Below are 14,259 nucleotides of genomic sequence, written 5' to 3'. Positions count from 1 at the left end.
ACTACGGCAGCGAAGAACAGAAACAGACCTGGCTGGCTGCCCTGGCCAGCGGCCAGGCCATCGGCTGCTTCTGCCTGACCGAACCCCAGGCCGGTTCCGAGGCCCACAACCTGCGCACCCGCGCCGAACTGCGCGACGGCCAGTGGGTGATCAACGGCGCCAAGCAATTCGTCAGCAACGGCAAGCGCGCCAAGCTGGCGATTGTATTTGCCGTAACCGATCCGGACCTGGGCAAGCGTGGCATCTCGGCGTTCCTGGTTCCGACCGACACCGCCGGCTTTATCGTTGATCGCACCGAGCACAAGATGGGTATCCGTGCTTCCGACACCTGCGCGGTCACCCTGAACGACTGCACCATCCCTGAAGCCAATCTGCTCGGCGAGCGCGGCAAAGGCCTGGCCATCGCCCTGTCCAACCTCGAAGGCGGCCGCATCGGCATCGCCGCCCAGGCACTGGGCATCGCCCGCGCTGCGTTTGAAGCGGCGCTGGCCTACTCCCGTGATCGTGTGCAGTTTGGCAAAACGATCAATGAACACCAGAGCATCGCCAATTTGCTGGCTGACATGCACATGCAATTGAACGCCGCGCGGTTGCTGATCCTGCACGCCGCGCGCCTGCGCACGGCCGGCAAGCCCTGCCTGTCGGAGGCATCACAAGCCAAGCTGTTTGCTTCGGAAATGGCGGAAAAGGTCTGTTCGTCCGCGATTCAGATTCATGGCGGCTATGGCTATCTGGAAGATTATCCGGTGGAGAAGTACTACCGGGATGCGCGGATCACGCAGATCTACGAAGGGTCGAGCGAGATTCAGCGGATGGTGATCGCCCGGGAACTGAAGAACTACCTGGTCTGAAGCTCTGTAGGAGCGAGCTCGCTCGCGATGGTGGTCAACGATGACGCGGGGCGCCTGAGTCAGCCCGGTGCCCTTGAGTTTTTCGCGAGCAAGCTCGCTCCCACAAAGGACCTCATGAACACCGAGATCCAATGTGGGAGCGAGCTCGCTCGCGATGAGGTCAGCAAATACGCCGCATTACTTGCCGACGAACTCCGCCTCACGCTTGGCAATGAACGCCGCCATCCCTTCCTTCTGATCCTGCGTCGCAAACGCCGCATGGAACACCCGACGCTCAAAGCGCACGCCTTCTGCCAGGCTCACTTCGAAGGCGCGGTTGACGCTTTCCTTGACCATCATCGCAATCGGTAACGATTTTTTGGCGATCAACGCCGCGACTTTCAGCGCTTCATCCAGCAGCTCATCGCTCGGCACGATACGCGCCACGATGCCGCAACGCTCCGCTTCCACGGCATCGATCAAACGCCCGCTCAAGCACATTTCCATGGCCTTGGCCTTGCCCACGGCGCGGGTCAGGCGTTGGGTGCCGCCCATGCCCGGCAACACGCCGAGGTTGATTTCCGGCTGGCCGAATCTGGCATTGTCACCAGCCAGAATGAAATCGCACATCAGCGCCAGTTCACAGCCGCCACCCAAAGCGAAACCATTGACCGCCGCGATGATCGGCTTGCGGCGGTTGGCCACGCGGTCGCTGTCGCTGAACAGGTCGTCGATGTAGATCTGCGGATAGGTCAGCTCGGCCATTTCCTTGATATCGGCACCGGCGGCGAAGGCTTTTTTCGAACCGGTCAGGACGATGCAGCCGATGTTCGAGTCAGCCTCGAAGCCATCGAGGGCCTGGTTCAGTTCGCTGACGATCTGCGCGTTCAAGGCGTTCAGCGCCTGTGGACGGTTGAGGGTGATCAGGCCAACTCGGCCGTGGGTTTCCAGCAAAATCGTTTCGTAGCTCAGCTCTTTGTCGCTCACAGGGGACTCCTTCTTATAGATTGCGCGAAATGACCATGCGCTGAATATCGCTGGTGCCTTCGTAGATCTGGCAAACCCGCACGTCGCGGTAGATCCGCTCCAGCGGGAAGTCGTTGAGGTAACCGTAGCCGCCGAGGGTTTGCAGCGCCGAGGAGCATACCTTCTCGGCCATTTCCGAGGCGAACAACTTGGCCATCGACGCTTCGACCAGGGCCGGTTTGCCGCTGTCACGCAGGGCGGCGGCGTAGTGCACCATTTGCCGTGCCACGGCGATCTGGGTGGCCATGTCCGCCAGGCGGAAGGCCACGGCCTGGTGCTCGATGATCGGCTTGCCGAAGCTCTCGCGTTCGCGGGCGTAGTCGCGGGCCGCTTCGAACGCGGCGCGGGCCATGCCCACCGATTGCGAAGCGATGCCGACGCGGCCGCCTTCAAGGTTGGCCAGGGCAATCCTGTAGCCTTCGCCCTCCTCGCCCAAACGGTTGGCCACCGGGACCTTCACGTCTTCGAAGAGGATCTGGCAGGTGTCGGACGCATGCTGGCCGAGCTTGTCCTCGACCCGCGCAACGGTGTAGCCCGGCGAATCGGTCGGCACGATAAACGCGCTGATGCCACGTTTGCCAGCATTCGGATCGGTCACCGCAAACACGATCACCACACCGGCATTCTGTCCGGAGGTGATGAACTGCTTGCAGCCGTTAAGCACGTAGTGATCGCCCTCCAGACGGGCACGGGTTTTCAGGCCGCTGGCATCGGAACCGGCCTGGGGTTCGGTCAGGGCGAAAGCGCCGAGCATCGTGCCGCTGGCCAGCGGTTTGAGGAAGCGCTCTTTCTGCTCATCCGTACCGTAGTTGAGGATCGGCACGCAGCCCACGGAGTTGTGCACGCTCATGATGGTCGAGCAGGCGCCATCGCCGGCGGCGATTTCTTCCAGCGCCATGGCGTAGGCCAGGTAACCGGTGTCGCATCCGCCCCACTGCTCTGGCACCAGCATGCCGAAGAAGCCCAGCCCGGCCATCTCACCGATGGCTTCCTTGGGAAAGCGGTGCTCGCGATCCCATTCGGCAGCGAACGGCTTCAGCCGTTCCTGGGCAAAGTCCCGGGCCATGTCGCGGATTTGTTGTTGGTCGTCATTGGGGATCATGGTGAATCCTTAAAATTCAATTGCCCCCTGTAGGAGCGAGCTTGCTCGCGAAGGGCCTGAGAGCGCCACATTCATCCAGGCAGGCCACGTCATCGTTGACGTTCTTCGCGAGCAAGCTCGCTCCTACAGGAACTGCGTAGGTCTTAATACAGGCACTCAACGGCCATGGCCGTCGCTTCACCGCCGCCGATGCAAATCGCTGCGACGCCGCGTTTCAAGCCTTTCTGGCGCAGGGCCGAAAGCAAGGTCACCAGAATCCGCGCACCGGACGCCCCGATCGGGTGACCCAAGGCGCAAGCACCGCCGTGCACGTTGAGTTTCTCGTGGGGGATTTCCAGATGAGTCATCGCGGCCATGCCGACCACGGCGAAGGCTTCGTTGACTTCCACCAGATCGACGTCATTGAGCGACCAGCCGGTTTTTTTCATCAATTTCTTGATGGCGCCAATCGGTGCCACCGGGAACAGGCCCGGGGTGTCAGCGAACGCGGCGTGGCCATGAATCACCGCCAACGGTTTCAGGCCTTGTTTCTGTGCTTGCGACTGGCGCATCAGCACCAGCGCCGCCGCACCGTCGGAAATCGAACTGGAGTTGGCCGCCGTCACGCTGCCACCCTCGCGGAACGCCGGTTTCAGCGAAGCGATCTTGTCCAGCTTGGCTTTTGGCGGCTGCTCGTCATTGCTGATCACCACCTGCTCTTTGCCGACCGTCACGGTCAGCGGCACGATTTCGGCCTTGAAGCTGCCGTCCTTGATCGCCTGCTGTGCGCGGGTGGTCGAGGCGATGGCGAACGCGTCCTGGGCTTCACGGCTGAAACTGTTGGTTTCGGCGCAGTCTTCGGCGAAGGTGCCCATCAGGCGGCCCTTGTCGTAGGCATCTTCGAGGCCGTCGAGGAACATCGAGTCCTGCACCCGGCCATGGCCCATGCGGTAGCCGGCACGGGCGCGGTCCAGCAGGTACGGAGCGTTGGACATGCTTTCCATGCCACCGGCGACCACGACATCGGCACTGCCAGCCAACAACATATCGTGGGCCAGAATCGTCGCTTCCATGCCGGAACCGCACATCTTGTTCAGGGTGGTGCAGCGGGTCGATTTATCCAGCCCGGCACCCAGCGCCGCTTGACGCGCCGGGGCCTGGCCAAGGCCAGCCGGCAGTACGCAGCCGAACAACACCTCGTCGACGCTATCACTGGCGACGCCGGCGCGTTCAACCGCGGCCTTGATGGCAGCAGCACCGAGTTGCGGCGCGGTCAGGCTTTTCAGATCGCCCTGGAAACCGCCCATCGGGGTACGGACGGCGCTGACGATAACGATTGGATCGTTGGACATAGTCATGACAAATCCTCCTTACTTGGCGGCCATGCGCAAGGCACCGTCGAGACGGATCACCTCGCCATTGAGCATGCTGTTTTCAATAATATGCCTGACCAGCCCGGCGTACTCGCCTGGTTTGCCCAGACGCGGCGGAAATGGCACGCCGGCCGCCAGGGAATCGCGGACTTCCTGGGTCATGCCGGCCATCATCGGCGTCTCGAAGATGCCGGGGGCAATCGTCATGACACGGATGCCGAAACGCGCCAGTTCGCGGGCCGCCGGCAAGGTGAGGCTGACAATCGCACCCTTGGACGCCGAATAAGCCGCCTGGCCGATCTGACCGTCGTAAGCCGCGGCAGACGCGGTGTTGATGATCACGCCGCGCTCGCCATCGGCATCCGCTTCGGTCTCGGCAATCGCCGCTGCCGCAAGGCGCAGCATGTTGAAGCTACCAATCAGGTTGACGTTGATTACCTGGCTGAAACTGGCCAGCGCGTGTGGACCGTTCTTGCCGAGAATCTTCTCGCCACGCACGATGCCGGCGCAGTTGACCAGACCATTGAGGCCGCCGAAGGCCTTGACCGTCGCCTGCACGGCTGCCTCGGCCGCCGCTTCGTTGCTGATGTCCGCCACCACGCTGTGCGCGCCAAGGCGCTGGGCCTGGGCTTCAACGGCTTCGGCGTTCATGTCCACCAGCATCACTTTCGCGCCGGCGGCGACCAGTACCTCGGCGGTGGCGGCACCGAGGCCGGAAGCGCCGCCAGTGACGATAAAAATCTTGTTCTCGATCTGCATCATTGTTTCCCTGGGTTCAAGCTGGAATATTCTTCGCCGCAGCCTCTTGAGCCTTGGCGATTTCCTGGTTGCGCAAGATAAAGCGCTGCAATTTGCCGCTTGGGGTTTTCGGCAATTCGCTGACAAATTCGATTTCACGGGGGTACGAGTGCGCCGCCAGACGCTTGCGCACGTGCTGGCGCAGTTCTTCGGCCAACGCAGGTTCTGCGCGGTATTGCGGGCTGAGCACGACGAAGGCCTTGACCAGTTCGGTGCGCTCGGGATCGGGCTTGCCGACCACGGCAGCCTCGACCACGGCCGGGTGTTCGATCAACGCACTTTCCACGTCGAACGGACCGACCCGGTAGCCTGAAGTGGTAATCACGTCATCACTGCGACCGACGAAGCTGATGCTGCCGTCCGGGTTCCACTCGACGGTGTCGCCACTCAGGTAATAGTTGCCGACGAAGGCCTTGGTCGGCCCGCCTTCGTAACCGGCGAACCAGCACATCGGCGATTGACTGCGGTCGATGGCCAGGATGCCAGGCTGGCCGACACCCAGCTCCTTGTAGTCGTCATCCAGCACCACGATGCGGTGGCCCGGCGAGGCAAAGCCGGCGGCGCCCATGTGGATCGGGTGCTCAAGGCCGTGGTGGTTGCACAGCACCATGCCCAGCTCGGTCTGCCCGTAATGGTCGTGGATGACTACACCGAGGTTGTCGGCGAACCAGCGGATTACTTCCGGGTTCAGCGGCTCGCCGGCGCTGCTGACGATACGCAGCTTGCCCTTGATGGATCTGGCGAACTCATCGCCACCGGCAATCAACAGACGGTAGGCCGTCGGCGAACCGGTGAGGTTGGTAATCCCGTACTTGTTGATCACCCGGCAGGTACTTTCGAGGGTGAACGGGCCGTCGTAAAAGGTGATCGGATGACCCATGGACATCGGCCCTGTGACACCGAAATAAATACCATAGGCCCAACCCGGATCGGCGACGTTCCAGAACGCGTCTTCCGGGCGCAGATCCACTGCGTCGCGGGTGTAGCTCTGGAACGCAACGATGGCCTTGAGCGGCACCGACAGTGCTTTCGACGGGCCGGTGGTGCCCGAGGTGAACATCAGCAGGAACGGATCTTCGCCGGTCAGCAGCACTGGCTCGCAGTCGGCGGAATAATTGGCCAGTTCGGCCCAGAAACTGAAGTCGCCACGAACCAGGCCCTGCCCTTTGGGGCCGGTGACGGTAACCGTGGTCGGGCAATCGGCGACTTCGGCGAGTTTCGGCCGGTTCACCCCATCGGTGACCACCACTTTGGCACCCGAGCAGCTCAGGCGGTGCTCGATGGCTTTGGGGCCGAACGCGGTAAACAGCGGTTGGTATACGGCACCGATGCGCCAGGTGGCGAATACGGTGATCAACAATTCGATGTTGCGTGGCAACAGGCCGGCCACCTTGTCGCCTTTCTTCACGCCCTGTGCCAGCAGGAAATTGGCGAAACGCGCGGCCTTGTCTTGCAATTCGGTGAAGGTGTACGTCGCACCAGCGCCGTCGCGGCCTTCCCAGAACAGCGCGATGCGCCCCGGCAAGGCATGCCGGTCACAACATTCGACACAGGCGTTGAGGGCCGTCAAATCGCCTGCGAGTGCGGCATCGACGGTGTGCTGATAATTGAACTGAGAAGTAGCAGACAAGTAATCGCGCATTGCCAGAATCCCTCTGTGTTTTTGTTAGGTTGGGGGAACCGTAAACAACAGGGAAATACTCGCTCTGCTTGGGGTGGCGGGCAATGGTCAAAGTTATCAAGTTGTCTGACTGCTTTGGCCAAAGCCCTCAGGCATCAGGAAGTGAAGCGCACCCCCGGTTTAGCGCGCTCGTCCACAGTCAGCTCGAACACATCCGGGCGAGCGTAGTGCCCGACCACGTCATAGTCGTAGCGGGCACGCACCAGGTCGTCAGTGTCGATTGAGGCAGTAAGCAAACCGGCGCTGTCGCGTAACGGTCCGGCGAGAATGTCGCCCATGGGACCAACAATCACGCTGCCGCCGGCAATCAACGGCCGATCCGCCGGCCAGTTGGCGATATCCAGGCCCAGGGCCTGGGGCGATGCCTGGACCTGACAGGCGCTGACCACAAAACAGCGCCCCTCATGGGCAATGTGGCGCATGCTGACTTGCCACATGTCCCGCTCGTCCACGGTCGGTGCGCACCACACCTCCACGCCCTTGGCGTACATCGCGGTGCGCAGCAGCGGCATCATGTTTTCCCAACACACCACCGCGCCGACGCGCCCGACCTGGCTGTCGATCACGGGCAGCGTCGAACCATCGCCCTTGCCCCAGATCAGCCGCTCGGTGCCCGTGGGCATCAGCTTGCGGTGTTTGGCCACCAGCCCGGCCTGCGGGTCAAAGTACAGCGCGGTGCAGTACAAGGTGCTGCCTGCCCGTTCGATCACGCCGATCACCAGATTGGCCCCGGTGCGCGCGGACAGCGCCGCCAGCGCCTCGGTTTCCGCGCCGGGTACGTCGATGGCATTGGCAAAATAGCGCGCAAAGGCTTCGCGCCCTTCCGGCAGCCGATAACCGAGCTGCGTGCCAAAGCCCTCGCCTTTGGGATAACCCCCCAGCAGCGCTTCCGGCATCACCACCAACGCGGCGCCGGATTCGATGATCGCGTTTTCATAAGACAGGATCTGTTCCAGGGTTTCAGCCTTGCCACCGGGCAAGGCGCCGATCTGCAGGGCAGCAACGATTGATTTGGGCATTGCACAGACTCCATTGGCATCAGGTGTTGCTCATTCTCCGGCGCCACGCAATCATCAATAAAGACCGATTCACTGCTGAATGATATGAGCCAAATGAATATCACCGACATCGACCTCAACCTGCTCAAAGTCTTCGAAGCGCTGCACGAAGAGTCCAGCGCCAGCCGTGCCGCCTTGCGTCTGGGTGTGACCCAATCGGCGGTCAGCGCGGCCTTGCGCCGGTTGCGCGAGGTGTATGGCGATCAGCTGTTCGTGCGTACCGGACGCGGCCTGGCCCCCTCACTCAAGGCCAATCAGCTCAAACCCGTGGTCAGCGATGCCTTGAACAAATGCCGGCAGAGCCTGGCGATGGTCGATCCGGCCGCCCGGCAGTACGAAGGACGCTCGGTGACCGTGGGAATGTCGGATGATTTCGAAATAGCCTACGGCCGGCGGCTGATCGAAGAAATCGCCCGTTGCGCGCCGAAACTGCGGCTGATTTTCCGCCAGACCCACAGCCAGATCGTGGCTCAGGCGTTGATGGAACGCAGCATTGACCTGGCGATTACCGCAGGCGGGTTTGCCGAGCGGCTGCTCAGCCGTCAGGTGCTGGGGGAAGGCGGATATCTGTGCCTGGCAGACCCGTCGACCCTGGTCGAGGGCCAGCAGAGCATCAGTCTTGAAGAGTTTGTGGCCCGCGAACACATTCTGGTGTCGTCCGGCGGTTTTATCGGTATTACCGACGAGGGATTGGCGGCGCTAGGGTTGAGTCGGCGGGTGTGCGCCTCGACCACGCATTTTGCCGCGTTGCCCCATTTGCTCAAGGGCAGTTCGGCCGTGGCGACCATTCCGGCCCATGCCGCCCGAAGCATCGCGGCGCTCAGTGGGCTGGCGCTGCTGCCCTGCCCCTTGGCGTTGCCGCGCTACCCGATCGAACTGGGCTGGCGCACCAGCAACCCGCTCGACCCGGTGGTGTTGAAAGTGCGCGAGGCGATTGTCGCGTGTTTCGCGCAGGAGCTGCCGCAGGCTGCTCCTACTTGGCCGCCATCAGGCGATTGACTTCACTGCGCACCATGTTGGCGAATTCCGGGGGCGACATGCCGTCCAGCTCGGCGCGCACCCATTCCGCCCACTTGCCTTTGCGCTTGGCCCGTTCGCCGAACAACCGCGCGGCCTCGCCCTTGGCTTTGCCCAGGTTGTTTTGCCAGAGTTCGAACAGACGGGATTTCTCGTCTTCAAGCGCAGCGCGCTCGGCAAGGGGTTTGTCGGCCAGATTGAAGCTCATGGGAATTTCCTGCTGCGTAAAATTGGCGACATCTTACACTGTAGGACGAAATGTCCTGCGCCGGTTTTTCAGCAAGCTGGTCTCCCCGGGCAAAATAGCTGCAACTTTTCCGACGACGGCAGACTCCATTGGTCACTGTCCACTTACCTGCAAGGAGTACTTCAATGGCCCGCAACACCGCCGAAGATCAAATCAAGGATCAAGCGTTCAGCGAGCTGCGATCGCTGATCGAAGAGTCGGAAAAGCTGCTGAAAAGCAGTGCCTCGCTAGTCGGGGAAGAAGCGGAGACCCTTCGCGGACAAATCGCCCAGAAACTCCGGCAGGCCAGGGATTCGGTGAGCAGCGTACGCGACCGCACCCAGCCCGCGGTCGAGGCCACTGAAACTTACATTGGCGGGCATCCATGGCAAACCGTGGCCATTTCCGCAGGGTTCGGTCTGGTGGTGGGGTTGTTGCTGGGCCGTCGCTGAGCGTTCCGATCAAAAAACGCAAACCTTGTAGGAGCGAGCTTGCTCCGGGCGGCGTTCCGACGATGGTCGTTAACGATTACGCGGGAAATCTGACTCCCCGCGGTGCCCTCAAGTCCATCGCGAGCAAGCTCGCTCCTACAGAATCACTCCCCCGCCAGCTCCCGCAGGTTCGCCAGCGTCTTGGCATCCAGCTCAATGCCATTGGCCTGTGACTTCGCGCGCTGATGATGACGCCGGTCACCCGGCAAACGCTTCAAGCCAACACCGTGCATTTGCCGCACCAGTTCCTGGCTGCGTTCGGCAAAGCTTTGCCCGGCCGCTTTGCTCGGATCGATTACGATGAGCAATTGGCCGGTCCAGGGGGTCTTGGCACCGGGGTGGTTCTTCCAGTCGAACTCAAAGGAAAAGTTGCCGCCAGTCAGTGCCGCCGCCAGCAACTCGACCATCATCGACAACGCCGAGCCCTTGTGCCCGCCAAAAGGCAGCAATGCGCCGCCTTCAAGAATCGCTTTCGGGTCTGTGGTCGGCTGACCGAGACTGTCCACGCCCATCCCTGCCGGCAACCGCTCACCCTCGCGTGCGGCGATTTGCACATCACCATGGGCAATGGCACTGGTGGCCAGGTCGAAGACAATCGGTGCGCCATCGGCCCGCGGTGCAGCAAAGGCAATCGGGTTGGTGCCGAACAGCGGCCGGTCGGCGCCGTGGGGCACCACGCAGGTCATGCTGTTGACCACGCTCAATGCCACAAGGCCCTCATCCGCGAAGGGTTCGACATCCGGCCACAAGGCCGCGAAATGGTGCGAGTTACGGATCGCCAGCACTGCAATGCCGGCACTTCGGGCTTTCTGTACCAGTAACTCGCGTGCCGCCGCCAGGGCCGGTTGCGCAAACCCGTTATTGGCATCGACCCGCACAAACCCTGAAGCCACATCTTCGACCACCGGAACGGCCTGGCCATTGACCCAGCCGCTTTGCAGCGTCGAAACATAACCTGGAATCCGGAATACCCCGTGACTGTGCGCGCCGTCGCGCTCGGCACCGGCGCAGTTTTGCGCCAGCACCCTGGCAACGTCGGCCGATGTGCCATGACGCAGAAAAATCTTCTCTAGCAAATCACTCAGTGCTTTGAGTGACAGGTGTGACGAGACCGCAGTAGACGCGTGATCGTGTGGCGCAGACATCTGAAGCTCCAGAATGATTATTGGAGGGAACAACAGCGTACAAAGACCCGCCGATTAACAACGCGCGGCGAGTGACCTGTCAACCTTTCGCTCAGGGTCGATGACGTATATCCGTGTCACGAATGCCCACTACCCGTGCGTTATCTATTTACCACCTGCGCCAACGCACCGGCTTTTAGTCTCGATGCTCAACCCACAGGCGCCTTTGAGTGGCACCTTGAACGAGACTCGACGATGTCTACACCTGTAACTCCGCTGTTTTTCCCTGAGGCGCTGACGTTGCGCGGCCTCTGGAGAGAACTGGGCAAAACCCACGGGCTGACGCTAAAGGACTTCGAATGGTTCAGCCAAATCGAACTGGCCAGCCAGGCACTGCGCGATCAGCAGACGCCCCCCATGCTCGCGAAAAGAATCCTGCTGAAAATCCCTGGCCTGGAACCTGTGGTGCTGGCCGGCAGTTTTTTGCTGACCGCGACGCCCGATGACAATGGCCTGATCCTCTACACCCCCTACACGGGAATAAAAAAGTTCGCTGACCGTACGGCCCTGACCCTACACCTTGTGACTCAACTCAAGGCGGCCAGCGAAGAAGACGATCTGCTGGCCTTCATGGCGTTGTCTCTGCGCAAAGTCGTAGTGGACGCTGGCGAAATCGGGCTGGACTTTCAAACCATCGACGGTGACGTGTTCGAGGACCAGCGCAACACCCTCTCCACCCAACAGCAGATCAACGACCAGGCCCTGCTCGACGAACTCAAAGCACTGCCGTCCCTGACAGCACTGCTCGATACATGGTTGGAGGAACAACTGGTTTCGTCTTTCCCCGGCCTGGATCAGCGCCAGACCCGGGTGAATTTCCATCTGGCAAATCTGGCAACAACGCAGGAGAACGATGATGAAAGCCGTCCAGCGCGGCGTTGGGTCAGCTCTCTGTCCCTGAGTGACGCCGTGCTCCTGCACTATCGCCACCAGCATTGGCCGTCCGGACAGTCCCATGAGTTTTCCCATCCGAAAAAGTCCCCGGCAAACGCCGACCAGCCACGCTGGGAAGCCGCGGTCACGACGCTCTCACGCACACTGATCAACCTGTTGGTCAGGCAGCTCGATGGTTTCTGGGCGGCGGCGAGTGCCGATGGTGCATCGCGTCGCGAATTCTTCGGCCGCGCCATCGCCGCTCAGGCGCGGGTGCAACTGCTGCTCAAGCGCGAAGCCCGGATCATCACCCCGGAGCAAAGCCAGGATTTGCACGCGTTGATCACGACGGCCAGCCGGACGAACCGGTCAATGACAGTCGAAACCGTGCGCCTGTGGGAGTACCAGGCCAACTATGTCGAGTTGGCCGGTTCCCTGATGGTCAGCGCCAGTGATGCGTTCCTCTACACGCCCACCGAAGGCCTGCAGGTGCTCAGGGACTATCAGGACTTGTGCGATACCGTGCTGAGCAAGTTCAGCGCGGCCGGTCACGAGGATGAGCTCTATGGCCTGCTGAGCCTGGACGAACGCCAACGCTTCATCGGTTTTGATCGGCCGAATGTGACCGGGGAAGTGATTTCCGGCGCGATCTTCCACAAGCTCTTCGACGCGATCGTCACCAAGCAACTGCAGAACATCGAATATGCCCTGCAGGTGTTCCGTCACAGTGACGGCGCCGTGGACATCCACGCCCTGTTCGACAAGGCACTGGATATCCGCTCGATGATCGGCGAACGCTTGCTGACGCTGGATGTCGACGGACGCTGGAGCACCCGGCCAGTACTGTCCGGCGATCAGCTTCCCTCCATGGTGCTGGCCGATACGGCGGCAGCTTTCGCCAAGACCTTCAGCGACATCGAAACACTGCTCAACGCAGACTTTGCAGCACAACCGCTCGCTTCGCCGGCCTTGCAGCGGGTTTATCTGGAAAACATGAAACCCCGCCTGGCCCATGCGCTTTCCGTCGGCATCCGTGGCGAAGCCAGTCTTCGCGGGCTCGGCGCGACACTGCGGGACGCGGATCGGGCCATTGTCGATACGGTTTTCAACCCGGATCAGGCCGGCCGACAAAATCGTCGGTCACTCAAGGGCTTCCGGCCCGATGCCTACTCCTTGACCCTGGCGTGCTCCGGCCAGAGGGATGTCCTGCCCCTGGCCCATTGTCTGCTTCTGACCGAGCGTGGCGGGCTCGATCCCTCGCACTCCGGTCGAACGATCCTGTGGACACCCGCCGAGGGCCTGGAAGTGTTTGACACCATCAGTCGTGCACGGCTGGAACTGAACCGCCGCCTGCTCGACCCACGACATCGCCTGGCGCTGCTGGAAAACCTCACCCCGGCCCAGCGCATCTTTCACCAACGCTACTCAATGGGTCCGCTGCGGCTGATCGAAGGGCCTGTACTGGAACAGGTCGCGAAATCATCCATCGAGCACTTTCTGGCTCGCTGCGAACACGTGCGCACCTTCGAACTGAACGACACGAAGCAGAAAAAGGCACTGAAAGCCCTGACCACAACGGCCTTCAATACCAACCTGCAAAGGGCCACCTCGATTTCCCGGGCGATCAGCCGGCAGCAGACCCTGCCCGCCTGGCTTGGCATGGCACCGCTGGAAGACCAGCGACTGCACCTTGAACTGCTGGAGCAATACCGCAACAACGTTGATGAAGACAAAGACTACTTGCACGGGATCAAACCGCTTAAGTCGTATGTGCATGAAACGCTGACGTCGTTGCTCGGCAGGCGCTTCCCCGCAAAAGCGCTGGACCCCGACGACATCGAAATCACCCCCGACCTGACCCTGGCTGGCCCCGCCCGGAGCCTGACTGAGTTCGCCCTGAGCCATGTCAACATTGCGCAAGGCACCGGGTTCAACGTCAGCTCGGCAACCCCTCAAGCACTGCCCGTGGGGTTGGACCAGGCGGCGGTCCGTCAACTGCTACTGTCACTGGGCATTGCGCAGAACTACGCCAGACAGGTCACGGACAGCTTGTCGAATCAAGCGGCTGGCGTCGAAAGCCGAATGTTGCGTTTCGTCAAGCAATTGCCCTGGCAACTGCTGCAACACGCCCACCAACTGAAGCTGCAGCAACGGCTGTCCGACGGAGCTTTCGATTTGCTTGGGCAAGTGCTGGACATGCCGGACGCCATCGCCCGGGCGGCCGTGCAGGGTGCGCACGCGATTGCCCGGCCTCTGGAACTGATCAAGACAACTGGTAGCACCGCCGTCAAGGCGCTGGGCTTGTATCTGATTGGCCCAGGCAGTGGCAAGGCAGGCCCGCAAATCCTCTATGCCCCTTACCACCCCGGCGGCTCACCGTTTGTCGAGTTCGACAATGAGGCGAGCGTTGTCGCGGCGCTCAACACGCCGGGGCCATTGCAGGACATGTTGATTCGGCGCCTGCCGGACCGTGAGCAAACGGTGTTTCGCAACCTGTTCGAGTCCACCGTCGGCCAGTCGAGCGAAATCACCCTCGCGTCCAGCCCCATAGACGGCAACCTGCTCACCCGCTTTTTCCATGACAACACCCAACTGCTGGCGCAGTTGCTCGGCAGCCAGTC

At 61.6% G+C, this 14,259-nt stretch carries 12 protein-coding genes; 4 read left to right on the top strand and 8 right to left on the bottom strand.

Annotation, left to right across the window (positions count from 1 at the left end; all coding sequences use genetic code 11):
- The coding region (locus PMI29_RS28120; protein WP_007993538.1) for an acyl-CoA dehydrogenase family protein at nucleotides 1-851 on the top strand (851 nt) is incomplete at its 5' end.
- A gap of 177 nt (nucleotides 852-1,028) precedes the next feature.
- On the opposite strand, the gene PMI29_RS28125 is transcribed toward PMI29_RS28120, so the two are convergent.
- From PMI29_RS28125 to PMI29_RS28150, 6 genes are all read right to left on the bottom strand, one after another.
- Nucleotides 1,029-1,802 carry an enoyl-CoA hydratase gene (locus PMI29_RS28125; RefSeq protein WP_033051912.1) on the bottom strand — a complete coding sequence of 258 codons (774 nt, stop codon included), beginning with the start codon at nucleotides 1,800-1,802 and terminating at the stop codon, nucleotides 1,029-1,031.
- Between the two features lie 28 nt (nucleotides 1,803-1,830).
- Nucleotides 1,831-2,958 carry an acyl-CoA dehydrogenase gene (locus PMI29_RS28130; RefSeq protein WP_007993535.1) on the bottom strand — a complete coding sequence of 376 codons (1,128 nt, stop codon included), beginning with the start codon at nucleotides 2,956-2,958 and terminating at the stop codon, nucleotides 1,831-1,833.
- 143 nt (nucleotides 2,959-3,101) lie between these two features.
- The gene (locus tag PMI29_RS28135; protein ID WP_007993533.1) at nucleotides 3,102-4,295 is read right to left on the bottom strand and encodes an acetyl-CoA C-acyltransferase; all 1,194 of its coding nucleotides are present in this window, start codon (nucleotides 4,293-4,295) and stop codon (nucleotides 3,102-3,104) included.
- Between the two features lie 12 nt (nucleotides 4,296-4,307).
- Nucleotides 4,308-5,069 carry an SDR family NAD(P)-dependent oxidoreductase gene (locus tag PMI29_RS28140; protein WP_033051910.1) on the bottom strand — a complete coding sequence of 254 codons (762 nt, stop codon included), beginning with the start codon at nucleotides 5,067-5,069 and terminating at the stop codon, nucleotides 4,308-4,310.
- Nucleotides 5,070-5,085: 16 nt separating this feature from the next.
- Nucleotides 5,086-6,750 (bottom strand): AMP-binding protein, encoded by a 1,665-nt coding sequence (locus PMI29_RS28145; protein ID WP_007993530.1) that lies wholly within the window; start codon nucleotides 6,748-6,750, stop codon nucleotides 5,086-5,088.
- Nucleotides 6,751-6,884: 134 nt separating this feature from the next.
- Nucleotides 6,885-7,808 (bottom strand): carbon-nitrogen hydrolase family protein, encoded by a 924-nt coding sequence (locus PMI29_RS28150; RefSeq protein ID WP_007993528.1) that lies wholly within the window; start codon nucleotides 7,806-7,808, stop codon nucleotides 6,885-6,887.
- 84 nt (nucleotides 7,809-7,892) lie between these two features.
- On the opposite strand from PMI29_RS28150, the gene PMI29_RS28155 reads away from it, so the two are divergent.
- On the top strand, nucleotides 7,893-8,846 hold the full coding sequence (locus PMI29_RS28155; RefSeq protein ID WP_007993526.1) for a LysR family transcriptional regulator: 954 nt from the start codon (nucleotides 7,893-7,895) through the stop codon (nucleotides 8,844-8,846).
- On the opposite strand, the gene PMI29_RS28160 is transcribed toward PMI29_RS28155, so the two are convergent.
- Nucleotides 8,821-9,072: a hypothetical protein gene (locus PMI29_RS28160; RefSeq protein WP_007983592.1), complete on the bottom strand. Its 252-nt coding sequence runs from the start codon at nucleotides 9,070-9,072 to the stop codon at nucleotides 8,821-8,823. The genes PMI29_RS28155 and PMI29_RS28160 overlap by 26 nt on opposite strands.
- A gap of 164 nt (nucleotides 9,073-9,236) precedes the next feature.
- On the opposite strand from PMI29_RS28160, the gene PMI29_RS28165 reads away from it, so the two are divergent.
- Nucleotides 9,237-9,542 carry a DUF883 family protein gene (locus PMI29_RS28165; protein ID WP_007993524.1) on the top strand — a complete coding sequence of 102 codons (306 nt, stop codon included), beginning with the start codon at nucleotides 9,237-9,239 and terminating at the stop codon, nucleotides 9,540-9,542.
- 143 nt (nucleotides 9,543-9,685) lie between these two features.
- On the opposite strand, the gene PMI29_RS28170 is transcribed toward PMI29_RS28165, so the two are convergent.
- Nucleotides 9,686-10,726, bottom strand: coding sequence for an Ldh family oxidoreductase (locus PMI29_RS28170; RefSeq protein ID WP_007993522.1), 1,041 nt, complete (start codon nucleotides 10,724-10,726; stop codon nucleotides 9,686-9,688).
- A gap of 234 nt (nucleotides 10,727-10,960) precedes the next feature.
- On the opposite strand from PMI29_RS28170, the gene PMI29_RS28175 reads away from it, so the two are divergent.
- A partial coding sequence (locus PMI29_RS28175; RefSeq protein WP_007993520.1) for a dermonecrotic toxin domain-containing protein occupies nucleotides 10,961-14,259 on the top strand: 3,299 nt, incomplete at its 3' end.

The organism is Pseudomonas sp. GM49, from assembly GCF_000282355.1.
Taxonomy (GTDB): domain Bacteria; phylum Pseudomonadota; class Gammaproteobacteria; order Pseudomonadales; family Pseudomonadaceae; genus Aquipseudomonas.
Note: the sequence above shows the minus strand (reverse complement) of the source record. Positions and strands in the feature narration are given on the sequence as shown.